The 23,204-nt window shown below is 68.7% G+C and carries 20 protein-coding genes and 1 pseudogene; 12 read left to right on the top strand and 9 right to left on the bottom strand.

Features of this window, described 5'->3' with window-relative positions; all coding sequences use genetic code 11:
- Positions 1-181: 181 nt before the first annotated feature.
- Complete coding sequence (locus tag SK854_RS05680) at positions 182-1,438, bottom strand: hypothetical protein (protein WP_319973916.1); 1,257 nt, start codon at positions 1,436-1,438, stop codon at positions 182-184.
- Between the two features lie 85 nt (positions 1,439-1,523).
- Here SK854_RS05680 and SK854_RS05675 point away from each other — a divergent pair, with 85 nt between their 5' ends.
- Positions 1,524-4,961 (top strand): nSTAND1 domain-containing NTPase, encoded by a 3,438-nt coding sequence (locus SK854_RS05675; RefSeq protein WP_319973915.1) that lies wholly within the window; start codon positions 1,524-1,526, stop codon positions 4,959-4,961.
- Between the two features lie 86 nt (positions 4,962-5,047).
- The gene (locus SK854_RS05670; RefSeq protein WP_319973914.1) at positions 5,048-5,497 is read left to right on the top strand and encodes a hypothetical protein; all 450 of its coding nucleotides are present in this window, start codon (positions 5,048-5,050) and stop codon (positions 5,495-5,497) included.
- A gap of 215 nt (positions 5,498-5,712) precedes the next feature.
- On the opposite strand, the gene SK854_RS05665 is transcribed toward SK854_RS05670, so the two are convergent.
- A complete protein-coding gene (locus tag SK854_RS05665) occupies positions 5,713-6,060 on the bottom strand; it encodes a hypothetical protein (RefSeq protein ID WP_319973913.1) in 348 nt (115 codons plus the stop codon).
- A gap of 544 nt (positions 6,061-6,604) precedes the next feature.
- Here SK854_RS05665 and SK854_RS05660 point away from each other — a divergent pair.
- Positions 6,605-6,883, top strand: a complete 279-nt coding sequence (locus SK854_RS05660; protein WP_319973912.1) for an HU family DNA-binding protein — start codon at positions 6,605-6,607, stop codon at positions 6,881-6,883.
- A gap of 442 nt (positions 6,884-7,325) precedes the next feature.
- Here the strand turns inward: SK854_RS05660 and SK854_RS05655 are convergent, their stop codons facing one another.
- Complete coding sequence (locus SK854_RS05655) at positions 7,326-8,417, bottom strand: S1 family peptidase (protein ID WP_319973911.1); 1,092 nt, start codon at positions 8,415-8,417, stop codon at positions 7,326-7,328.
- Positions 8,418-8,881: 464 nt separating this feature from the next.
- On the opposite strand from SK854_RS05655, the gene SK854_RS05650 reads away from it, so the two are divergent.
- Positions 8,882-9,088, top strand: coding sequence for a hypothetical protein (locus SK854_RS05650; protein WP_319974922.1), 207 nt, complete (start codon positions 8,882-8,884; stop codon positions 9,086-9,088).
- Between the two features lie 74 nt (positions 9,089-9,162).
- Here SK854_RS05650 and SK854_RS05645 read toward each other — a convergent pair whose 3' ends face one another.
- The 3 genes and pseudogenes from SK854_RS05645 to SK854_RS05635 all read right to left on the bottom strand — a co-directional run bounded on the left by SK854_RS05645 (position 9,163) and on the right by SK854_RS05635 (position 12,721).
- Complete coding sequence (locus SK854_RS05645; RefSeq protein WP_319974921.1) at positions 9,163-10,011, bottom strand: hypothetical protein; 849 nt, start codon at positions 10,009-10,011, stop codon at positions 9,163-9,165.
- 97 nt (positions 10,012-10,108) lie between these two features.
- Positions 10,109-10,498 (bottom strand): annotated as a pseudogene (locus SK854_RS05640) (SDR family NAD(P)-dependent oxidoreductase); the annotation flags it as partial.
- A gap of 261 nt (positions 10,499-10,759) precedes the next feature.
- Complete coding sequence (locus SK854_RS05635) at positions 10,760-12,721, bottom strand: alpha/beta fold hydrolase (RefSeq protein ID WP_319973910.1); 1,962 nt, start codon at positions 12,719-12,721, stop codon at positions 10,760-10,762.
- A 107-nt stretch (positions 12,722-12,828) separates the two neighbouring features.
- Here SK854_RS05635 and SK854_RS05630 point away from each other — a divergent pair, with 107 nt between their 5' ends.
- The 5 genes from SK854_RS05630 (at position 12,829) to SK854_RS05610 (ending at position 17,326) form a co-directional block, all read left to right on the top strand.
- A complete protein-coding gene (locus SK854_RS05630; RefSeq protein ID WP_319973909.1) occupies positions 12,829-14,010 on the top strand; it encodes a sensor histidine kinase in 1,182 nt (393 codons plus the stop codon).
- Positions 14,007-14,669: a response regulator transcription factor gene (locus tag SK854_RS05625; protein WP_319973908.1), complete on the top strand. Its 663-nt coding sequence runs from the start codon at positions 14,007-14,009 to the stop codon at positions 14,667-14,669. Before SK854_RS05630 ends, SK854_RS05625 begins: the two co-directional genes overlap by 4 nt.
- Before the next feature lie 553 nt (positions 14,670-15,222).
- Complete coding sequence (locus SK854_RS05620) at positions 15,223-15,819, top strand: hypothetical protein (protein ID WP_319973907.1); 597 nt, start codon at positions 15,223-15,225, stop codon at positions 15,817-15,819.
- A 13-nt stretch (positions 15,820-15,832) separates the two neighbouring features.
- Positions 15,833-16,627, top strand: a complete 795-nt coding sequence (locus SK854_RS05615; protein WP_319973906.1) for a transporter substrate-binding domain-containing protein — start codon at positions 15,833-15,835, stop codon at positions 16,625-16,627.
- Between the two features lie 384 nt (positions 16,628-17,011).
- Complete coding sequence (locus tag SK854_RS05610) at positions 17,012-17,326, top strand: hypothetical protein (protein ID WP_319973905.1); 315 nt, start codon at positions 17,012-17,014, stop codon at positions 17,324-17,326.
- A 280-nt stretch (positions 17,327-17,606) separates the two neighbouring features.
- Here the strand turns inward: SK854_RS05610 and SK854_RS05605 are convergent, their stop codons facing one another.
- Positions 17,607-17,906, bottom strand: coding sequence for an MDR/zinc-dependent alcohol dehydrogenase-like family protein (locus SK854_RS05605; RefSeq protein WP_319973904.1), 300 nt, complete (start codon positions 17,904-17,906; stop codon positions 17,607-17,609).
- Between the two features lie 119 nt (positions 17,907-18,025).
- Between SK854_RS05605 and SK854_RS05600 the strand changes: the two genes are divergently transcribed.
- Complete coding sequence (locus SK854_RS05600) at positions 18,026-18,745, top strand: alpha/beta fold hydrolase (protein ID WP_319973903.1); 720 nt, start codon at positions 18,026-18,028, stop codon at positions 18,743-18,745.
- A gap of 9 nt (positions 18,746-18,754) precedes the next feature.
- Positions 18,755-19,342: a TetR/AcrR family transcriptional regulator gene (locus SK854_RS05595; RefSeq protein ID WP_319973902.1), complete on the top strand. Its 588-nt coding sequence runs from the start codon at positions 18,755-18,757 to the stop codon at positions 19,340-19,342.
- A 132-nt stretch (positions 19,343-19,474) separates the two neighbouring features.
- Here the strand turns inward: SK854_RS05595 and SK854_RS05590 are convergent, their stop codons facing one another.
- A complete protein-coding gene (locus SK854_RS05590) occupies positions 19,475-20,434 on the bottom strand; it encodes a hypothetical protein (RefSeq protein WP_319973901.1) in 960 nt (319 codons plus the stop codon).
- Between SK854_RS05590 and SK854_RS05585 the strand changes: the two genes are divergently transcribed.
- Positions 20,433-20,582: a hypothetical protein gene (locus tag SK854_RS05585; protein WP_319973900.1), complete on the top strand. Its 150-nt coding sequence runs from the start codon at positions 20,433-20,435 to the stop codon at positions 20,580-20,582. The genes SK854_RS05590 and SK854_RS05585 overlap by 2 nt on opposite strands.
- A gap of 308 nt (positions 20,583-20,890) precedes the next feature.
- On the opposite strand, the gene SK854_RS05580 is transcribed toward SK854_RS05585, so the two are convergent.
- On the bottom strand, positions 20,891-23,155 hold the full coding sequence (locus SK854_RS05580; RefSeq protein ID WP_319973899.1) for an NB-ARC domain-containing protein: 2,265 nt from the start codon (positions 23,153-23,155) through the stop codon (positions 20,891-20,893).
- Between the last annotated feature and the right edge of the window lie 49 nt (positions 23,156-23,204).

Here is a 23,204-nt window from a genome sequence, read left to right as displayed (position 1 = left end):
GACCCGGACCGCCGCCGCGATGGTGCGGCTCCAGGCCTCGCGAGGTTGGTCTTCTCAGGGTTGGCGTCCACTGTGGAGTTGCTCCGGTGGTCGACAGAGCCGGGGCCGCTTCTGCGTGAAGGCGGCCCCGGCCGTCATCACCGCACGAACGTGCCGACGGCCGGCACGGCCAGTCCCGGCATCAGCGCGGAGCGATCCCGGCGAGCGGGACGGCGAACACGATCCGCTTGTCGATCAACGTGTTCGCTGCGTTGAAGGCGTGCTCGGTGGCCGTCCACAGCAGCCCGCTGCCATGCTCGTAGTAGAGGTCCTCACCGCCGACCGCCCAGCTGTAGGTGTTCATGTCCGCAGATCCGGCGAACATGAAACTGTGCTTGTCGGCCGAGCTGCGGCCCAGGTAGTACTCGCCCTGCCACGTCTGCGCGCCCTGGACGTTGCTCTTCGGCGTGGTCACCGCCCTGCTCGGCACGGCCTTGCCCGAGGACACCGCGAGTTTGCGGGTGGACGCGTCGACGTCGTAGTGCACGACGCGGCCGCCGTCGATGGACAGGTCGGTGCTGCGGCCGTCCCGGTACTCGCCGACGACCAGCGTGTCCGGCGTCGTGCTGCGGTCCAGCGCCAGCGAGGAGTAGCACAGCGCGTTGGGCTGGGGCACGCACGGGGACGGCGGCGTGATCGCCTGCCGGTACGTTGCCACCTGCGGTACGACGTAACGGTAGCCGTAGGCGTAGTACTTGCTGCCGCTCTTGCCGATCACGTCGTCCTGGTCGGTGGCCACCTCCAGCACGCGTTCCATGTCGAACACCCGCAGCCCGCGCGAGGTGTCCGCGACGTAGAGGTAGCGCCCCAACCACGCCAGGCCGCCCGCGTGGATCGGCACCGCCCGGAAGTTCGACGAGCTGGTCGGCTCCACCAGTAGCACGTGCCGGTACTTGCCGCTCACTCGATCCACCAGCGACAGCCGCGCCCCGTGGTCCGTCTGCGTCCCTGCCTTCCCGGTGTCGTAGTGCCAACTCACGGCCATGACCTTGTTCGGTCCCCACTGGCCGTCATCGTCCGCGTCGGACGATCCGGTCACGCCCTGAGGCACCCAGTAGGACACCTTGCTGTCGCTGTCGTCCCAGCAGAACCGGTCGCTGCTGTGCAGGATCTGGTTTGCTTGCAACGGGATGTCCGTGCGGTCGTAGAACTCCGGCTGAGCCTGCTTGCGACTGGTGGAGCAGTCGTTCGTGGACCGGTTGGCCGCCGCCAGCACGTCCGACACCGGCAGGCGCGAACCGAGCGTGGACGCGAGCCCGGCGGCCTGCGTGTCCAGTGACCAGTCCGGCGTGAGCGAGAACGCGGAACCGTCCCGTTCCGTGATCTGGTTGGGCGCTGCTGCGGCCGGTGTGCCCGTTGTCAGCAACAACATCGCGACGATGAACCCGAGTCGTTTCACGGCGTCCACGTTCATCCGGAGGGAGTTGTCCAGCAACGGTTGATCGGTCTGGACAATCATTCGCAGTCGAACAGAGGAGGTGCGGGTGGGACGGCCAGAACGTCCGCTCGACCCGAACGAAGGCCCGGTCCAGCGCTTCGCGTGGGAGTTGCGCCTGCTGCGCGAGAAGGCCGGATCTCCGAGCTACCGGGAGTTGTCCAGAAGGGCTCATTTCTCGTCCACGGCGTTGTCCGAGGCGGCGGGCGGCACGCAACTGCCGACGCTGGCCGTGACGCTCGGGTACGTCGAAGCCTGCGAAGGGGACGCGGAGCACTGGGAACGGCAGTGGCGGGAGGTGGCCGCCGAGATCCTCGCGCCCGGTGACGAGAGCGCTCCCTATCTCGGCCTCGCGGCGTTCCAGCCCGAGGACGCGTCGCTGTTCCGCGGGCGCGAGGAACTCGTCGAGCATCTGGTGGGGGAGGTGGGGAAGCGGTCGTTCCTGGGGGTTTTCGGGGCGTCCGGATCGGGGAAGTCGTCGTTGCTGAGGGCCGGTCTGGTGCCCTCGCTGTCGTTGTCGTCGGTCGTGCTGACGCCGACCGCCCATCCGGTGCGGGAGCTGACGGCCAAGACCGCGGACCGGCCGGAACTGGTCGTCGTGGACCAGTTCGAGGAGACGTTCACGCTGTGCGCCGACCCGAACGAGCGCGACGCGTTCGTCGCGGCGTTGTTGGCGTGTGACGCCAAGGTGGTCATCGGCTGCCGGATCGACTTCCTGGACCGGTGTGCGGCGATCCCCGCGCTGGTCACCGCGCTGCGGGACGCGCAGGTGCTGGTCGGGCCGATGACGCCGGAGGAGTTGCGGCGGATTGTCGTCGAGCCTGCCACCTGCGCCGGGCTGAAGGTCGAACCGGACATGGTGTCGGCGGCGGTGATCGACGCGCACGGTCAGCCGGGCGCCTTGCCGTTGCTGTCCCACGCCTTGCTGGAGACGTGGCGAAGACGGGAGAACAACAGGCTCACCCTGGCCGGGTACCAGGCGAGCGGCGGGGTGTCCGGTGCGATCGCGGCCACCGCCGAGCAGGCGTTCACGGAGCTGGGTTCCGCTGATCAGGCCGCGGCTCGTTCGTTGCTGCTCCGGCTGGTGCAGCCCGGTCAGGGCGCCTACGACCTGCGGCGCCGGGTCGCGCTGGACGAGGTGATGGGGCCGGCGTTGAACGCCCTGGTCACCGCGCGGCTCGTGGTCGTCGCGGACGGCAGCGTGGAGCTGGCGCACGAGGCGTTGACCAGGGCCTGGCCGCGGCTGCGGACGTGGCTCGAGGAGGACCGCGAACGCCTTCAGCAGCACCAGGACCTCACGACGGCCGCGCACGCCTGGGACGCCGTCGACCGCGATTCCGGTGCCGTGTACCGAGGTGTGCGGCTGGAGGTCGCGCGGTCGCTGGCCGCGGACTCGCCGGTCGCGTTGTCGCAGCTGGAACGGGAGTTCGTCGCGGCGAGCGAGGCGCACGAGACCGCCGAACGTGCCGGCGTCCGGCGGCAGTCCCGGCGGTTGCGCACCCTCGTCAAAGCCCTGGCCGTGTTGCTGGTGGCGTGCCTGGTGATCACGGGTGTGGCGGTCGTCCAGCGCCGTGCCGCCGTTGCCGGGGAGAAGGTCGCGTTGTCCCGGCAGCTCGCGTTGCAGGCCCAGGACCTCAGCGGGTCGTGGCCGGACGCCGCGGAAGCCCTTGCCGTGCAGGCTTTCCGCACGTCACCGACGATCGAGGCGCGCGGTGCGTTGCTGAGCACCGCCGCCTACAAACCGCCGCGGGTGACGCTGAAGGATCACCGCGGTGCGGTGCGGGCGGTGGCGTTCAACCAGGACGGCACGCTGCTGGCGTCCGCAGGGGACGACCGATCCGTGCTGGTCCGCTCGCCTTCCGGGACCGCTGCGCCGATCGCGTTGACCCAGCACTCGAAGCCGGTGCGCGCGCTGGCGTTCCACCCTTCCGCTCCGGGGCTCGCCTCTGGTGGTGAAGACGAGCAGATCGTGTTGTGGGACCTGAACACGAACGCCGCCGCGCACGTTCTTCCCGTGGCGCACGGCAGGATCAACAGCATCTCCTACAGCGACGACGGCCGGCTGATGGCGTCCGCGTCGCAGGACGGCACGGTCATCCTGTGGGAAGGCGCTCGGGAGGTGCTGCGGATCCCGCATTCCCTCGGCGAGGTCCACGACGTGGCGCTGGGCGGTGACCTGGTCGCGGTGGCGGGGCAGAACGGCGTGCTCGTGCACAACCGGACCACGGGCGCGCAACAGGTCTACCAGGACCATCGCGGACCGGTGCTCGCGGTGGCGCTGAGCAGGGATGGCGGTGCGCTGGCCAGCGGTGGTGCGGACAGCCAGGTCGTGTTGCGGGCCGGGGGAGAGCCGAGTTTCCTGCGGCGGCACACCGCGGGGATCAGGTCCGTCGGGTTCGGACCGGACGGCCGGATGCTGATGTCCGCGGCCGACGACGGCAGCGTGCGGTGGTGGTCGGTGCCTGGCGGCGGCTGGCTGACCGGGCTGATCTCGCGCACCGGGGCCTTCTTCGCGGCGGGGCTGAGTCCTGACGGGACGAAGCTGGCGGCGGGTGGCGACGACAGCGTGAGCGTCTGGCAGGTCGCTTTGCCCGCGTTCACCGGACATGCGGCTCCACCGTTCGGTGTCGCCGCGGCGGCCGACGGGCGCATCGCGACTGGCGGCGCGGACAGGTCCATCAGGGTCTGGGACCCGTCCGGGACGCAGATCACCGAACTCGACGCGCCCGCGAGGGTGAAGTCGGTCGCGTTCCACCCCGACGGAACCCTGGTGTCGGCTGGGGAGGACGGCGCGGTCACCGCGTGGGACCTGGAGTCGCGAAAGCCGGTGCGCACCATTGCTGAGCACGACGGTCCGGTGACCAGCCTGGTGCTGGCGGGGAACGTGGTCGCCTCCGGCGGCGCCGATCGCACGATCAGGCTGGTGGACCCGGCTTCCGACGCGCCGCCGCGCAACTTCCCGGTCGCGCACACGGCCGAGGTGGAGGCGTTGGCCTTCAGCCCCGACGGCACGGTGCTGGCCTCCGGGGGCAACGACGGGCGGATCGTGCTCTGGGACGTCGAGCACTCCCGTGAGCTCGCGGTTCTAGGTGAGCTCGGGAACGCGTTGCGGGACATCGCGTTCACGCCCGACGGCCGGACGCTGATCACCGGGGACGCCAGTGGCGCGGTGATCTTCTGGAACGTAGCGGCCCGCCGGCAGAGCGCGACGCTGCCAGGCCAACGCGGTGCGGTGCGGGAACTAGCGCTCAACGGCACCGGAACACTCCTCGCGGTCGCCGGCAGCGACACGGTGATCACGTTGTGGGACACCACAACCCGCGAGCAGGTGGCCACGTTGACCGGCCACACCGGTCCGGTCAACTCCGTCGCGTTCAACGGCGACACCCTGGCGTCCACCGGCTCCGACCCCCGCGTGATCAGGTGGGACCTCGACCCGGACGCCGTGATCGCCCGCATCTGCGGCGCCCGCGTTGGCCGCTGTTGATTGGCCAGGGCGGTGACCTGCTGCTGGACAACTCCGCGACCCCTACGAATGGCGGTGCACAAACCCGTTCTACGGAAGGAAAACGGATGAAGCGCACCTTCACGGCACTCGCGGTCCTGGCCAGCACGATGGGTCTGGTGCTGGTGGGCGGCCAAGCCGGCGCGGCCCCGGAGTCGCAGGCGAGATTCGAGCTCGGCATCCAGTCGGCCGACGCCGGCATCAACGTCTACCGAGGATCGGACCTCGCGGGTTACGGCGACTTCAACGCCGACCCGGACGGCAGCGTGCCCGGCGACGCGATCCGGGCCTGCGACACGCTGGCGGACGGCTGGGGCATCGAGACCCAGCTGGACGTCAACCCCGGTGCGACCTGGGACACCGACCGCGTCGTCAACACTCGCGGCCACGCGTCGCCCTACTGCAGTGGCTGGGCGAGCGGCAACATCGGGGAGAACACCCCGGTGGCCATCCGGGTCTGCCTGGTGAAGTCGGGCGAGACCCCGATCTGTTCCGGCAGGGCGTTCGGCGAGTCCTGACGCGAACTTCTCGTGGGTGTTCCCTCGCAGGGAACACCCACGAGGATGGTCAGCACCACAAACCCGGCAGGGCCGAGCGTTCGTCCCGGCCGCGGCCTGCCGACGTGCTGGTCGCCGGGAGCGTCGTCAGCAGCTGAACGTGGTCGCGGGCTCGTCCAGCGCGATCGCCGCGTTCGGTCGCAGCGCTGGACGACCATCGAATCGGCGTGCGCGGATCAGTCGTCGAGGCCGGGCAGGTGGTAGCCGGTGTGGTCGTCCCACTCGATCTCGTAGTCGTCGAGGGTGAAGGCCCAGTCCGCGTCCGGCACAGTGCTGCGCAGCGCGGTGACCGCAGCCAGCCAGTGCACCAACGACGAGACCGCCCGGTCATCCGCGGCAGGCAGCTTGGTCGACCCGTCGAGCACTGTTCCCGGCTCCAGCTGGTCGTAGAGGTACAGCCCCTCTTCTTCCAGGGAGAACGGCGCGTTCGCGTTGCAGGTGTCGACGACCTGGCCGACCGCCGTGAGCTCGGCGTCGGACAGCGGGGCCGCGCGGCGAGCCGTGTAGTAGAGGGAAACGCTCACGCGAGCCACCCTAGCGGGCTCCGCTCAGGACAGTTGCGGTACGACAGATCCGCGCGGCCGGTCCGCGGGACGCGAGAAGTGCAGAACGCTTGGCTCTGCTGTGGACACCGGGTTGTTCCGAATCGATCCGTCTTCAAGGGTGCCCGCGGCTTGATCTTGTGGTCGGCGAACGGCGGACTCGGACTCCTCCACGGTGACATCGCCTGATCGGGGGAGCCGAGCAACGGGTGCGGCTAGGCGCGCGACGTGGTGCGCATTGGCCGCGAGATACTGTTTCCACCCAAGCAGTTCGTCGATCGTGTACACGGTTCGTGGTCATCGACGGGCTTGTGGTGCACTCCGCGCAGGAGCAGCAGGTTCTCCTCGGAGTTGAGCGTTCTGTCCGTGTACGTGCGCGGCATCCGAAGACCCTAGCGACAGGTATCGACGCGCGTGGTCGGATGCCCCGGTCGTGGCCCACCTGTCCGGGTGACTACGTTTTGCGCTCGACTGATCACCATGTGTAAATGCTCGGTGTTCTGATCATGAGCGAAGGGCCGTCAGCGTGAACAAGCAGGAACTGATCGACCTCGTGTCCGAGGGTGCGGAGGCGAACAAGGCGGATGTGGCCAAGGTCCTGGACACGATGCTGCACACGATCAAGAACACCGTGGCCGAGGGGGACACCGTCAACCTGGTCGGGTTCGGGTCGTTCTCGATGGGCGAGCGCGCGGCCAGGACCGGGCGCAACCCGCAGACCGGCGAGCCGATCCAGATCGCGGCATCGAAGGCCGTGAAGTTCTCCGCGGGCAAGGCGTTCAAGGACTTCGTCAACGCCAAGTGACGCAGGGCCGGGCGTGGTCCGCTGACCACGCCCGGCCCTGGTCGGCATGCACTGCGTGCTGGGGTATTCGAAGGAAGCGCGGATCCGTGACGAGGTGAAGAAGCCCGGCTCGCAGTTCGTCAGCTCCCGCGTCGTGGTCGGCGAACGGTGTCAGCCGACTAACCACCTTCGGAGCTCGCGTGGTCGGCAGCGTGCGGATCGGCCCACGCGGCTACATCGCCGCGGGCGCGGTGGTGACGAAGGACGTGTCCGCTGAGCATGTCGTCACCAGCGTCAACGTCCGCACTGGCGGACCCGTGGCCCGGTGAGCGTCGACCTGCGCACCACCACCCACACGGACCCTCAGATGGGGCTCAGTCGTTTTAGACCGCATCTCGTTTAGGTGTCGTGGGGTGACGGTCTGGCGCCCGGCGGACTCGACCTGCCGCCGGGCGGCGTGGATCTACGGTGTCGAAGTCGCAATGCTGACGCCCTGGCTGCTCGCGATGAGGCTCCACTTCTCGGCGTAGTAAGTGGTGCCGACGATCCCGATGTGGATGCCGCGGACGACGACCGCGCTCCGGTCAGAGTTGTAGGTGTAGAGCGGTGCGCCGGAGTCACCACCCAACGACGCCGCGCCCTGGTCGTAGGTGACGAGGTTCTGGGTGCAACCGGCGGCGTCGCACAGCTGGCCGCTCGTGCCGACGACGCGGTTCCCGCACTGCTCGAAGCTGGAGACCCCACTGCGGCAATAGCCGGTACCGCCCACGACGGGGTCCGAAGCGCCGCTCACCCGTTTCACGGTGCCGGTCGCGTTGCCGACGTAGATGTGATGGCCGTAGACGCCGGCGGAATTGAGGCGGCTGATCAGGCCGATGTCTCGCGTGGGGTAGTTCCAGTTGTAGAAGTAGCCCATGTTCTCGCCACTGCCGGTGTTCGACACCGGTCGACCCATCGGCACCCCCTGCACGTACCCGCAGTGCCCCGCGGTGAGCAGGTAACGGTCCCCTTGCGGTGATTTGACGGTGAACCCGCTGCTGCACTGTGCAGTCCCGACGGTGACGGCCGCGCCTCCCCGGAACGGGATCGAGTCGTACTGCCTGGAGTTCCTGCCTCCAGTGCCGTGCCGGTGCTCCACCGTGATCGGCAGGCCGGCGGACAACGAGCGGACGACGTCCTGTGGTGCGTCAGTGGTCACCGCCATGACGTCGCGAACGAGGTCGAAGGCCGAGCCGAACACGTGGCCAGCGGCTTTGTCCCGCTGCGCTTCGGCGCGGATTCGCCGGTCGAACTCGTCGATCGCGGCCTGGGTGGTGCTGCTGCGTTTCACGGTGGGCGCGGAACCATTGAGGGTGAAGTCGGCGGCAACGCCGACGCTGCCGTGGCCAGTGGCCGGCAGCACCACGACGTAGTCATCACGCCGCTCGTCGTAGTAGAAGCCCAGAGCCGCCTTGTCCTCGACCAGCTCCTGGAGGCGGCTTTCGGTGGCGGAGATCCCGCTTTCCTGTGCTGAACCGTCCGCATACGCCGGAATTCCTCCAGGTAGCAGGACCATGATCGCCAACAAACCGGCTAACGCGCCTCGGCGAGAGGTGGACACGTCGCTCCTCCATGCGGTCGACTTTGAATGAGACTGGTCAACGAGGTGTACTCGGGCGGGCGCTACGGACGTCACGTCGTGTGCGTCGTTCGCGGTGTCCTAGGCCTCGTGCACGCCGCCGGTGTCGGAGAAGTGCATCGCGCCGGTCACCCGGAAACGGCCGCCGAGCAGGCCACCCTCGTCGTCGTCCGCGGGCTTCCAGTCGGTGAACGGCCACCACCTACCGTGAATTCCGGCTGAAGGGGCTGGAGCTTGAGCACACTCATCTGGTTCACCTCCTTGACGATTTGTGCAATGACCGCCGGATCTGGCGACCGCGGCAACTGCCAGCGGGCTACCCAGGGAGCAGCGGAACGGTCGGTTCGACCCGCCGAGTGACGAGAGTGCCAAGCGCGACAGTGGTGATGCTTTGGCAGCTCTTGAGTCGCCTGGTCAGGCCCCGCCCGGCGGCCTCCGCCAACACCGTGTCACGCACCGGATGCCCGGCATCCCCGAGCACGTCGACGCCTGCGCTCCTCGTCGTCCCGGCGATCGACGCCGATGCCGAGCACCGCAGCTTGCCTGGCTGCGACCGCACCTTCGATCTCGACCACGAGATCCTGCCTGGCAGCGAGGAGATCGCCTGATGACCCACCAAGGCCACGAAGACCAAGGACCGCAAGTCGTTGGAGGACTTCGACTTCGGTCACCAGCGCTCGCTCTAGCGAGAGGCCATCACGCCTCTCGGCACGCTGGATCGTTGGACTCGGACGTGTTCTCCCGACTGCACCAGATGATGCTGGATCTGCTCGGCTCGGCCGGGGCAAGCCCGGCAGCAAGATCCACGCGATGTCGGGAACGGTGCTGCTGTGCTGGGCCGAGGCGGCGGCCGCGCACGCCGCGTTCCGGGCTGGGGCACGAACACCCGGTCGGCGTCGTGTCCGGCGCGTGCCGCCGCTTCGCATCCTTCTGGGTCCTGCAGGTCGACGCTGTCGAAGTGGAGCCACACCTGGCCGATCTCGAACTCCTGGCCGTTGAACGTGGGGGGCAGGTTGTCGATGCTCGTCCAGAGACTGACGCCACGAGGCGAAGTCGGCCTCACGTCGTGCAGATGTTCCTCTGCGGACCGGTGACTGGTCGGTCGTATCAGCCAGGGGAACGGAGTGTGTTCGTCGCGAAGAAGTTGGGCGGCGAACCGGATGACGCGCTGATCCTGCGCCGCCCATACGTCCGGGATCGGCAGGTTGAGCCCCAACTCGTCTCTGACCATCACGAGATCCCGCAACAGGTTCCTCAGATCTGCGAACGCAGGATCGGCCGCTACCGAAACGGGGCACGAGATCCGCGTGGTCGGCAGGCTGATCTCGATGACCCTGTCGGTGTCGACACCTGCGAAGAACTCGGAGAGCCTGAGGACGGCCACAGGGTCGCACGAGGCGACGGAGACGCCTGGATCGGTGCCGTCCTTCAGATTCAGGTTGAGGTTGAACCGGATCGGGCCTTCTTGTGTGCGCCTCGTGACCAGGTGCAGGGCGAGAAGTTCGGTCGCGTCGACGCCGTGCAGCGTCATGCCGTGAGTTCCCACCTCCCTGCGGGTCAGGGTGACGTGCAGCGGTGGCGATGCTGTAGACCGGTGCGAACGGCTGCGGGACGAATGCCCCGCCCGAGGTGACGTTCACGATCTGGCCGCTGCCGGTGAGCAGTGGCGTCAGCAGCGCCACGAGGTCGATCGGCGCGCCCAGCAGCAGGTCGATCTCGCGCTGCCGCTCCTCCCACGGCGGCTCGTTCCGGGCGATCTCGACGCGCCGCTGGATTCCGGCGTTGTTGACCAGGACGTCCAGCGCCCCGAACTCCTCCGCGACGACGTTGGAGAGGTGTTCGCGGTCCTGCGGCCGGGCGAGATCACCCGCGACCACCCGCGCGCCCGGCAGGTCGAGTCGGCGTGCGGAACGCCCGGTGACGAGGACGCGGTTCCCCCGTGCCGCATAGCGCCGCGCAAGGCCCAGGCCGATCCCCGAGGCGACGGGGCTCTCCAGCGTCGATTTCTCGGTGCTCACGCGAGTGGTCGAGGAGGGCGGCGGCAGCAACGCCTCTCCGACGACCTGGGCTGGGAGCGCAGCCGGCTGTCCCGCCACCTCGGCCGCATGGGGGAGCGGGGACTCGTCACCCGCGGCGGCACGGTCGCCGAACGCCTCGTCAGGGCCACCCGCCGGGGCCGTGAGCTGACGCCGGCGCACGAGCCGTCCACGCGGACGGTGTGCGCCGGCATCTCCTCGACGTCGTGCCCGCGGAGGACGCCGACGCGTTCTGGCGAACCGTCACGCTGCTCGCGGGCTCACGTTCCGAGAACTGAGCAGCAATGCCAGGTTGGTGGCCGCGACGGCGCCGACGATGGCGGTGGCCGGTGCGGTGAGACCTGGCAGCGCGTACGTGCCGAGCAGAGCGCCCAGCAGTGCCGCACCGACCGCGGCGACCAGGCTGGTTCGACGGGCTCGGGCAGTCCACTCAGGACGGACGCAGGCGAGGTGGGCGCCCAGCCCGATCAGCACACCGGTTCCGGGAACGATCACCGTGGCGCTGACGAGGAAGTCGTCCGGGTTGAGCGTCCACGACACCAGCACGCCCAGCAGCCAGCCACCGAGGCCGAGTGGAAGCGCAGCGGCGACACGGGTCCAGACGCTCGCCCGGGCGGTGAAGCCCTGGCGACGCGACCTGCGGAAGAGCCAGGCGAGCACGAGCAGGCCGAGCACCGCGCCACCGACGACGGCACCGATCAGCAGCCGGGCGAGGGTCGACATGCTCAGCGGCACGTCGTCGAAGGCGATCGGGCGGCGGTCGAAGCCGGAGCTGTCCACCTGGCCGGAGCCGAAGAACGTGGTGAGGAGGTGCTTGCCGGCGTCCGGGCGGTGTTCCCAGAAGTCGTAGGTGTGGCCGAGACCGGGCAGGACGACCTGCTTGCCGCGCGAGAGCGCCGGGAGCAGCTCCTTGGTCGCGTTCTGTGACGGGGTCGAGAAGTCGACCTCCCCGCTGATCACGAGGGTCTCGACGTCGCTGGGCCGCATGGTGCGGTACTCGGCGTTGTCTGGGCTGTCCGGCCACACCTTCTGCACGCCGGCCCCCGCCCAGAGGAAGTCGGTGGAGACGTTGCCCAGGATCGAGCCGGGATCACCGCCCGCGTCGTGGTACCGCTGGTTGAACTCGGCGTCGAGCATGGCGAACGAGGCGAACTCGCCCCACACGAGCGACTCCGGCAGGACGACGTCGCCGAGCACGGACATCGCCCACAGCGCACCGGTGTCGCCGCTGAGATAGGCGTCGAGGACGGTCGGGGCGTTGTTCGGCGCCGAGACGTGTCCGTTGTGGTGCATGGCGTACTGGCTCACCACGCGGACGTTTGTGTCCTTGATGGACAGTGGTCCCCAGCTTTCCGGCATGGCCGTGGCGACGGAGCGGACCGAGGCCGCGAGGTCGGAGGTGCGGGCCGAGCAGCCGGCGTCGGCGCGGCAGAGCTCCGCGTACTGCCCGAACTGCGAGTCGGTGGTGGCAGGGTCCCAGAACAGGTGGCCCGGCGGGTTGACGGCGATCATGGCGGACCGGTTCAGCGACGCGGGGTGGCGCCACGAGTAGATCATCGCGGTGCGGGTGCCCGCGCTGGTGCTGAGCAGGTTGATCTTCTGGTAGCCGAGGGCGGTGCGGGCGTCCTCGAGGTCGTCCACCCGCTGGGCGACGGAGTACCCGGTGAGGTCGGCGCCGTCCGCGGTCAGCCGCTTCGCGCACAGCTCGAACGCCTTGGTGGTGGCGGGCAACGTCTTCGCGGCGGCGATCCCGTCGCCACCGCGCATCGACCCCACGACCTCGGGGCAGTCCAGGCGGCGCGAGCCGTCGACGCCGCGGTACCCGACCATCACCACGTCGTGGTCGGCGATGAGTCTGCTCGCCTGCGGGAAGTTCATGTTCGTGGCGCCGGGGCCGCCGCCGAGCCGGAAGATCGGCTCGCCGGGGTTCGGCTCGGCGGCGCGGATCCTGGTCACGGGCAGGGCGATCATCTTCGTCGCGGGGTCGCGCCGGTTCTCCGGCACGACGAGCGTGCCGCAGTCGGCGGCGACGGGACCCGTCTCCGTGTCGAAGTCGCAGGGTCGCGTCGTCAGCGAGCCGGGCGCGGCGCCGTCGGGCACGGCGAGCACCGGCTCCGGGCGCACGGCCAGGTAGGCCAGGCCGAGGAGCACGGCTCCGGCGAGCCCGGCGGCGACCACCCGGCGAGAAGGCTTGAACGAAGGCATGGCGAAAACCTAGGAACTCCGCAGCCGCGGATCTTCCCCTCGCCGAGCGGGTCCGTCTCCCTCGCGCGAGGGATGTCGCGCGCCCGCCGCCCTGACATCGTCTGCGGGTGATCAACGTCGCCTCGCTGTCCCGTGCCAGGACGAACCTCCAGCGGCAGTCCCTCCTGGTCGCCGGGGTCTGCGCGGTCGCCGACGTGCTGTCGTTCCTCGTGCAGGACCTCCCGGTCGACGGCGCCTGGACGGCCGCACTGCTGGGGATCGTGGTGGTCGACGCGGCGCTCGCCTCGCGGACGAAGTGGTCGGGAGCGGTCGCGGTCGCCGCCGTCGTGTTCAACGCGGCGGTCGCGTTGCTGCTGGGCGGGCCGCGTACTCTGCGGCTCAACGAGACGGGGATCCTCGTCGCGTCCTACCGGGCCGGTGCCTGGCTGCGCGGGCGGTGGGCGGTCGCCTCGCTGCTCGGGGTGATCGGCGGGCTCGTGCTCGCCCACCTCACCCGCGGGTACGCGCTCGACTGGTACGTGCTCGTGTCGGCGGCCAAGACCGGGCTGATCTCGTGGCTCGTCGGCCGCTACACCACCTCACGCCGCGCCTACCTCGACGAGATGAGACGGCAGGCCGAGCAGGAGGAGCGCGAGGCCCAAGAGGCCGTCGACGCGGCCATCGCCGAGGACCGCGCCGCCATCGCCCGCGACCTGCACGACGTCATCACCCACCACGTCAGCGCCATCAGCGTGCACGCGGGCGCGGCGCGGTTGCGGCTCGCCCGCACCAGCGGTGACGAGTCGGCGCTGCGGTCCGTCCGGTCGGTCGAGGACTCCAGCCGCACGGCGCTGCACGATCTGCGGCAGATGCTCGACCTGCTGCTCGGCCAGCGTCCCCAGGCGGACCGCGATCCCGGCCTGGCCGACATCGGCGCGATGCTGGAACGCTTGCGGGAGACCGGGTTGGAGGTGCGACTGGACGCCTCCGGCACACCGCGCGACCTGCCGCCGCAGCTCGACGCCGCGGTGTTCCGCATCGTCCAGGAGATGCTCACCAACGCGTTGCGCCACGGCGACGGCGGGCCGATCGAGGTCTCGGTACGCCACGACGGCGGGCGGTTCGACGTCGAGACCGTGAACCCGCTCCCGGCCGAGCACCCGGTCGAGGTCCCTGCCCGGGAAGGGCGCGGACTGGCGGGCATCCGCGCCCGCGCGGAGGAGTTCGGCGGGGTGCTCACCCGAGGCGCCGGGCCGGACGGGAAGAATTGGCGGACCGCAGTCTCGTTCCGCCTCGGAGGCCCGCAGTGACCATCACCGTCCTGGTCGCCGACGACCACGCGGTCTTCCGCTCCGGCCTGCGCGCCATCCTGGACACCGAGGACGACATCGAGGTCGTGGCCGAGGTCGCCGACGGCGAGCAGGCCGTGGACGCCGTGCTGCGGTTGCGGCCGGACGTCGCGGTGCTCGACATCCGCATGCCACGCCGCGACGGGCTCGGTGCCGCGTCGGCGATCCTCGCCGCTCCCGGCAACCGCACGAAGATCATCGTGCTGACGACGCACGACACCGACGAGTACGTGCACCGGGCGATGAGCGCCGGGGCCCGCGGGTTCCTGCTCAAGTCCATGCCGCCGGAGGAGATGATCGCGGCGGTGCGCATCGCGGCGCGCGACGACGTGCTGATCGACCCGTCGATCGTGCGGCGGCACCTCGCCCGCTTCGCCGGCACCCTCAGCGCGCCCGCTCTCCCGACCGACCTCGACCGCCTGACCGCCCGCGAACGCGAGGTGCTGCTCCTGCTGTCGCGCGCCCACACCAACTCCGAGATCGCCGGGCTGCTGCACGTCGGCGAGGAGACGGTGAAGTCGCACGTGTCGAGCATCCTGCGCAAGCTCGGCCTGCGGGACCGCACGCACGCCGTGGCCTACGCCCACCTCACGGGGTTCGCGAGCCAGGAGCGGCGCTGAGCCGCTGGTAGGCCCCGGCCGCCGCGTCGGTCATCCTCGCCAGGAACGTCGCGACGGCGTGCAGCTCGTCCGGCGGGGTCGTGCGGAGGATGTGTGCGATCTCCGCCCCTGTCACGACCAGGGACTGCGAAGCCTGGGCGACGATGTCGGAGAGCGAAGGGGGTACAGGGCGCGAACTCCACGTCGGGTCCGAGGGCGACGTGGGCTGCCACCTTGTCGGCCTGTTCCGCTTCCGCCCAGGGCGACTCTGACATGGGGTGACGCCTCCTGGTTCACCGAACGACGGCGCGACTCGGCCGTCCTGGTGGACATTCGATCTGTGCGTCGCATTCGTCCAGACCGCCCCTCTTCATAAGCCGCACTGCAACGGCCACTCCGCAGGACGCACTGGCGCCTGTACGGGCCGCATGACCACTTCTCATTCCTCCTCATTTGTAATGCAGTAACGGCCGGGTCTTGCCGATCGACAAAGTGTCGTCGTATCCGCGGAACTAGTGGGAAGAGTGTGGAACTGATGACAGAGCCGCCGCCAGAGAGACCAAAATGGCGTCCAGTGCTGTCTTTTGCGTTGCTCACGGCTTCGTTGTTTCCGGTAGCCTTTCTGGATCTGGATGAAGCTGGGAAAATTGCCGCTGCAGTGGCGTTGCCGCTCTCGGTTTTCGTGTACGTATTTCCTTCCATCCCGTCCGTTTCAGCGCGCGGGGTGCCGTGGCGTCGTTACAGTATTGTCGCGGCTGTGGTGATCGCGTTGTTCGGCGCGGGCGGGCTCGCCTATGCGGCCTGGCAGCAGCTGAAGGACATCGACTTCACTTCTTCGATCGACGAGTCGGACAAAACGTGGACAGACGGAAGTCAGCTGGTGTTGCCTGTTCCGGGTAACCCTCCAGAGCGTCGACATGTCAGGCTAATCGTGTCTCTGGCCAATGCAAAGACGACGGGCGACTGCGTGTACACCGCAAAGGTGGAATTCGTTCCCGTGGTCGACGGAAAGGAGCAGCCATCGATGCAGAAGGCTCCAGGTGAGGTCGCCGATGTTCCCCTGAACGGCGCCGTTCGCAAGGCGGAGGTCAAGCTGGTTCTCCGCTACACCATGATCAATTCCAAGTGTGAGGTTCGCTTGAAGATCGACAAGGCGGTGCTGCATGACTAGGGGACATGCCCGATTGCGCGTTTCCGCTCTGCTGACGGTAGCGTTGATCACCGGCTGCTCCGCGCCTGCGCCGCTGTTCGACAAAAAAGTCTACGTGGGGCAGACGTCCAGTTCTCCCGGCTGGGGCTATCGAGACCAGGCGGGCTACACCACCGGTTTCGACTTCGACTTCTCAAACTGGCTGGGCGACCAGCTGGAGTTCACCTCGGTGCCGGTCGATGTCCTCGCAAGCAACCGCGAAAGCCAGCTTCAGAACGGCTTGGTCAATCTGGTGGTAGCGACCTACTCCATAACCGACGAGCGCCGCAAGAAAGTCGACTTCGCGGGCCCGTACATGGTGGGGCATCAGGGCGTGATGGTGCGCTCCGAGGACAAGGACGAATATCTCAAGGCGGCGGACCTGCAGGGAAGAAGCGTCTGCGTCACTTCGGGTTCGACCTCCGAGAAGCAGGTGGCGGCCGATCTCGGCGTCCAGGTGACGACTCGTCACGTCAGCACCTACGAGGAGTGCAGAACGTTGTTGCGCGAAGGGAAAGTCGACGCGGTGTCCACCGATCAACTGATCCTCTACGGGATCCAGCGCCTCGACAAGGAGGTCCACGTTCCGCCGGACATCGTGTTCGGCCAGGAGGAGCGCTACGGCATCGGGCTTCCCAAGGGGAGCAAGGCCAAGTGCGAGGCCGTTCGCGCGAAGATCGTCAAGTTCATCTCGGACGGCACCTGGTACACGCTGTTCAAGCACAACCTGCCCGACGTCCCCGTGGGCAACCACAAGCCCGACCCCAGCCAGCTAGACCCTTGCGTGTAGACGGTTTCAGGCAAGATCGACGCAATACCCATCGCGTAAACGATCTGCCGTTACCGGTTCGACTCCCCGAGTCCGGTTCGGGCCGGGCATCGTGCTCGACCAGCCGATTCTCGTCCCGGACGGGTACCTGCACGGCGTAGCCGAGAAGCTCGCCGCCCCCGGCTACGACGTGGCCGTCTCCGAGACTTTCCACCGCTTCCAGCCGGGTTGGGTCGGCGAGCACAACGAGGCTGGCATCCAGCGGTCCATGGAAGTCCGTCCAACAGCTCGACTTCCCGCTGGCCGCAGCTCGATGCCCTCAACACCACGCACTGCCGCCTAGTAGTGCTCATCGCGCGGGACGTCATGTCGACGGCGATGTGCGTCCCAGTCGGCGAGGACCGGATGCTCGTCGCGCTGTGGGAGATCGTGCAGCAGGTCGCGCCGCCGCGGATTGACGCCTTCTGGGTGGTGCTGATCCAGCACAGCATGGAGACCGTCCGGCCGTTCCTCGCCGTCTACGGCGACGAACTCCTCGCGCGCCAAGAGCGACGAGGCGGTGCGCAACGCCGCATACGGCTACCGCCAGCAGGAGCGCCGCGAGAAGCTCCAGGCGTGACCCCGCAGGTCTATGGCCTGCCAGGGTTTCCGCCCCTGGACCGAAGCGTCGCACGCGTGCGGTGCGGCACTGTCCTCACCTCGAAGATCTGCTGGAGGTGAGCAAAGGTGGTTCCCGTCGCCGTCGCGAGTACGACCAGAGTCCGTGTGATCCGTCTGAGTGGAGAGATCGATGCGTCCACTGTAGACCTGCTGGTCCACGCGATCGAACCGCATCTGGACCTGACACAGGGGACGATCATCGTGGACCTGAGGGCGCTCGTACGGGCCGAGCGACACGCGAACCGGATGGGGTCGACACTCTGCCTGGTCAGTGGGACCACCGCGGTGAAGCGCTCCCTAGCGGTGCTGGACATGCTGCGCGGGTGATCCGGCTGGGGCGTCAGGGTTTGAGGACGACCTTCTCACAGTCGTTCTGCTTGTTCTTGAACATCTCGAAGCCGCGCTCCGTCTCCTCCAACGGGAGCGTGTGGGTGATGATCCGGGTGGGATCGATCTCCCCGCGCTCGATGCGCTCCAGCAACGGCAACATGTAACGCCGCACGTGGCACTGCCCCGTCCGCAGGGTCAGCGACCGGTTCATCCACGCGCCGGCCGGGAACTTGTCGATCAGTCCGCCGTAGACGCCGATCACCGAGACCGCGCCGCCACTGCGGCACGACATGATCGCCTGACGCAGCACGTGAGGACGGTCGGACTCGGACCGCACAGCTCTACGTGTGACTACCGCTGCCTCGACTAAGTGGGACGTTGTCCCGTATTGTTAACGGGACAACGTCCCACTTAGCGTGAGGAGAGATCATGCCGGTGACGTACGTGCTGGTGCACGGTGCATGGCACAGCGGTCAGTGCTGGTCGAAGGTGGTACCGCGGCTGGCGGCGAACGGGAGTGCGGTGTTCACGCCGACGCTGACCGGGTACGGCGAGACCAGGCATCTGTTGAGTCCCAGTACCGGCCTGGGCACGCACACCGACGACGTCGTGCGGTTGCTGGTCGAAGAGGACCTGCGCGAGGTGGTGCTGGTCGGGCACAGCTACGCGGGCATGGTGATCTCCGGCGTGGCGAACGAGGTGCCGGAGCGGATCGCCCGCCTCGTCTACCTCGACGCCATGGTCCCCGAGCACGGCGAGAGCGCGCTCGACGCCTTGCCGGCCGCCCGCGGCATGCTCGGCGACGGCTGGAGGGTGCCCCCGCCGCAGGAGCCCTTCGGTCTGTTCGGCCTGACCGAACCCGCGGACATCGCGTGGCTGCGCACCATGGTGTCCGACCAGACGACGCGATGCCTGACCGAACCGGTCGCGATGGACAACCCGGCTCTGGCCGCGATCCCGCGCACCCACATCCACTGCACGCCGAAGCCGGAAGGCGTCGAACCCCGCCCCGTGCCTGCCGTGCAACCGGACGGCGAGCCTGCGGACGTGCGCGAGCTGGTGTCGGGCCACGACTGCATGATCACGGTTCCGGACGAGCTGTCCAAGATGCTGCTCGACGTGTCTTCAGCGGTGGGAGCCGGTCGATAGGATGAGGCGATGAGCGACTCTCCCGGTGCGGCGACGCGGACTCCGAGGCGAGCCGACGCGCTGCGCAACGCCGGGAGCGTGCTCGAAGCAGCGGCCGCGGTGTTCGTCTCCTCCGGGGTCGAGGCCCCGATCCGCGAGATCGCCGCCCGCGCAGGGGTGGGCACCGCCACGATCTACCGCCACTACCCGACGCGGGCCGATCTGATCCTGGCCGTCTACCGGTCCCAGGTGGACTCGCTGCGCGCCGCCGGACCCGCGCTGCTCGCGAGCGAACCGGATCCTCATCAGGCGCTGACGAAGTGGATCGACCAGTTCGTGGACTTCGTGATCACCAAACAGGGCCTGGCGTCCGTGCTGCAGTCGAGCGAGCCGTGTTACGACCCGTTGCACGACTACTTCCTCGAACACCTCGTACCCGTGTGCACGCGGCTGCTGGCCGAGGCCACGAAAGCCGGCGAGATCGTTGCGGGACAGGACGCCTACGAGCTGATGCGCGCGGTGGGCAGCATCTGTGCCGGAGCGAAGGCCGGCGACGGGTTGCGCTACGACGCTCGCCACCTCGTGCGCGTGCTCGTCAACGGCCTGCGCTCCCGCTAGTCGGCAGAACCTGTTCAGCAGAGCGGCCAGGAGCACAGTGAGGTGTCCGCCATCTCCTGGAGTTCCTCTGGGCTGACGCCACTCGCCGCCTGCACGGCGAGACCCGCCTGCAGGGTGTGGACGTAGCGTCGATCAGTCCTCCGCCGGAGCGGGGGTGTACCAGGCCCACAAGAACGTGGTGATGATGAGCATCCCCAGGATGACCAGTGGGGCGTCGGCGAGGAAGTGCCCGCGCGCGGCGCCGAACACTCCTGCCGGAATCGGTACGAGCCACACCGCCAGCGGTGGGCGCGGCGGGTCGGCCCAGCGGGGACGCGACCGGGCGTGCTGCATCGTGTAGACGATGCCCCAGCGCGACTTGGCACGGAGCCCTCCCGCGGGCCAGATGCGGACGTGTGGCTCGGGCTCTATCACAGCACGCGCGCCGAACCCGTCCTTCAGTCGCGCCGTCACGTTCTGACCTGGGGGGAGACGCTCGAGCGCGGGGTGCCAGTAAACGCGCTGCCATCGCGCTCCCGGAACCACACGGGGCACAGCCGGCAGCTCGGCCAGCGCCTCCGGCTCCGGCAGGGCCTCGGGGGGCGCGAGCAGCAGTGCCATGCTCCTGTTGGCGCCCAAGTTGTCGCTGTGACCCCGCACTACCACCACACGCATCGGCTCGGAACGCCCGGCTGCGGCCGAGCGGTTGAGCCAGCCGCGCATGGCCCAGGCGAGCAGCACCAGGAACACCAGCGCACCGATCACTGCGGTAGGCCACCAGTAGTCCCATCCCGCGGCCTCTCCGGCGTTGTGAGCGCCGGCTTCCGCCGACACCACCGCCTCCCGGTCCAACGCTGGCAGGTACGGTCCTCTCTCCTCCGGGTTGCCCTCGTCGGGGTCGTACCGGAGGCGGAACGGACGTCCCGGCGCCCATTGCTCGGGCTCGTCCAGCTCGAACCATGTCGTCTGCTCGTTCCCCTCCTGGTCGTTCCACACGACCAGAGCCTCCTCGTCGGGAGCCCGGTACCCGTCGACCACCTGGCCCACGACCTCGATAGTCGCTCGCGCGTGCGACGAGTTGGTCGCCAGGACCCGAATCAACCCGATCCCCATGACCAGACAGAGCGCGCCGATCGCCGTGAAAACCGAGAACCGCACAACATTCCAGGTGAAACGCCCAGAACTCGCCATCACGACCCTCCGCCATCCCCTCGTACCGGACAAGCCGTACACCAAGCGCCGCGAGCCGACGACCCGTTGATCGTGATTGCCTGCTTTCACCGGAATCCGGTGTCGAGGGCCTAGCCCGAAAGGGGTATCAACGGTGGCGGATCGACACCATCGGCGGTAGTCATCCCGATCGCAGATCTGGGACGGTCCCGGTTCAGGGCGTTTCGGCACGCACAGCGTCGAGCAGTGCCAGTGCGGCGGTGGCGTCGGCACGCGCGTGATCGGCCTGGTCCGGGTCGCCTGTGCTCACCCTGGCTCGCAGGATCAGCTCGGCGGCCGACTCGTCGCGCGTCTGCGAGAGGTCCGACCTGCCGTCGTTGCTGCTTTCTGGCCACGTGCTTAGAGGTCGTCCGCGTCGAGCTTTCGGCGGACATCGACCGCATCCGGATGCCACAGCTCGTCGAGGATGGCCAACGACTCCACGCGCAGTTCGCGCGATCGCACCATGTCGCCCTGGGACGCGCGGATGTCAGCGAGCCGATCGAGCGCGTGCGCCTCCCAGTAGCGGTCGCCGAGCCGACGGTCCAGCTCAAGTGAGCGCTCATAGGTGAGGATCGCGTCCTCGGGCCTGCCGGACCGCAGTTCGGCGTACGCGATGTGCATGAGGACGTCCGCTTCGCCCTCGGTGTGGCCAAGCCCTCGGTACAACGCCAGCGCGCGCACGCCGTGAGCCAGCGCGTCGGTGTAGTCGCCCAGGGCACAGTTCTGCTTGGCCACGGAAGTCAGGCCGTCGGCGAGCGCGAGCCCGTCAGGGGTTTTCGTCGCGAGCAACAGCGCGTTCTCCGCGTGGTCGAGTGCTTCCGTGTGCCTGCGCTGGGCGTCGTAGACCCGTGCCAGGGACAGGTGGGCCTGGCGGACACCGTCGTCATGACCCAGCGCGTGGAACTCCGCCATCGACGTTTGCAGGAGGTCGACCGCGTCGTGGCGCTGGCCGAGTCGAGCGACGGCGTCGCCCAGCAGGCGAAGCGTCGTCGCATGGGCGAAGGCGTCACCGGCGCGCTGTGCGGCCGCCAGCGCGGTTCGGTGCACCTTCGCCCGGTCGGCGCGCCTTCCACTGCGCCGCAGGAACACGGTGCAGGCCCAGGCGAGTCGCCACGCGTGCGACTCGAACCCGTTCGCCGCGGCGTGTTCGATCATCGACAGCAGTGCGGGGAGTTCGTCGACGAACCACGCGACAGCTCGGTCGTAGTCGGTGATGGTCGGCAGTGTGCATGTGTATGCGGGCTGCGACTGGCGGAGCTGGTCCACCGAGCAGGGCTGGAGGTGCTCGTTCGCGAGTGTTGCGGCCGCCAGGTGGTGGTCGAGTGCGCGCCGGGTGGCAGCGCGGAGTGAACCAGGATCGGTCTCGGCCAGTTCTCGTGCGTAGACCCGCAACAGGTCGTGCATGGCATAGCGGCCGATGGTCGGTTCGGTGACCAGGTTGGCTGCGGACAGTGCGGCGAGTTCGGTTCTCGGAGCACCGGTCGTGCCGAGCAGCGCGGCGGCGGTCCACCGGTCCACGGTCGGGCCGGGGTGGCTGCCCAGCAACCGGAACAAGTGCTGAGCACTGTCCGGCAGCACGGCACAGGACCAGTGGAAGAGGCTGCGGAGATCGAGGTCGGCGTTGCCTGGCGTGAGGAGGTCGAGTCGTTCCCGCCGCAACTCGGTGACGAGGCTGCGAACGGGAGTGGTGGGCAGAGCGGCCGCGCGGGCGGCCACGACCGCCAGTGCCAGCGGGAGGCCCGCGCAGAGGTGCGCGAGCTCGGCCACGGCATCGTCCTGACCGCGAAGCCTGTCGGCGCCGAGGCATTCGGCGAGCATCGTCACGGAGTCGCCGGGCGACAGAGGGTCGAGACCGACGCGGTGAGCGCCCTCCAGAGCCACGAGGCTGTCCAACCTCTGGCGCGAAGTGATGATCACGCCGCACGCACGTGAACCAGGCAGCAGCGGACGCACCTGGTCCGCGGACGATGCGTTGTCCAGCACGACGAGGACCCGTTTGCCGGACAACAGACTCCGGTAACGCGCGGCCTTGGCGTCGAGGTCATCGGGGATCGACTCGGCGGCGACACCGAACGCCTCCAGGAACCGGTGCAGCACCTGCGCCGGATCCATCGGCGATCGTGAGCCGAAGCCGCGAAGGTCGAAGTACAGCTGTCCGTCGGGGAAGCGTTCGGTGGCCCGATGAGCCCAGCACAACGCGAGGGTCGTCTTGCCGACACCGGCTGTGCCGTCGATGGTGGTGATCGGGTTGTGGTCGAGGCGAGCCAGTTCGGCCGCCCTGCCGGTGAAACAGCTCGTGAACGTGGGCAGCTGACGAGGCTGCACGGGCGCCGGGTCCTTGCCGCGTTCCGTCAGCTTGGTCATCTCGGCCGCGTCTCGCAGGTTTCCCAGCCGACCGGCTTCCGGCCCGGTGACGCCCAGCTCGGCGATCAGGCGATCGAGCGTGGAGCTGCCCGGCACCGTCGAGCCGTTGAGGTAGTTGTAGATCGTCCCGCGGGCGACGTTGATCCGCTTCCCGAGGTGGACGCGGTTGATGCCCTGGCCCAGCCGTTTCTCCGCCCGCAACACCGCCGCGTTGAGTGCTTGGGCGAACCGCCTTCTGGCAGACGAGTCATCGGACAACGCATTCCCTCGCTGTGCAGACCATTCCACTGTTTTCCAGCTACGCACG

This window comes from Lentzea sokolovensis (genome assembly GCF_033949975.1).
GTDB lineage: Bacteria > Actinomycetota > Actinomycetes > Mycobacteriales > Pseudonocardiaceae > Lentzea > Lentzea sokolovensis.
The sequence above is the reverse complement of the archived record's forward strand: the minus strand, read 5'-3'. Positions and strand labels throughout refer to the sequence as shown.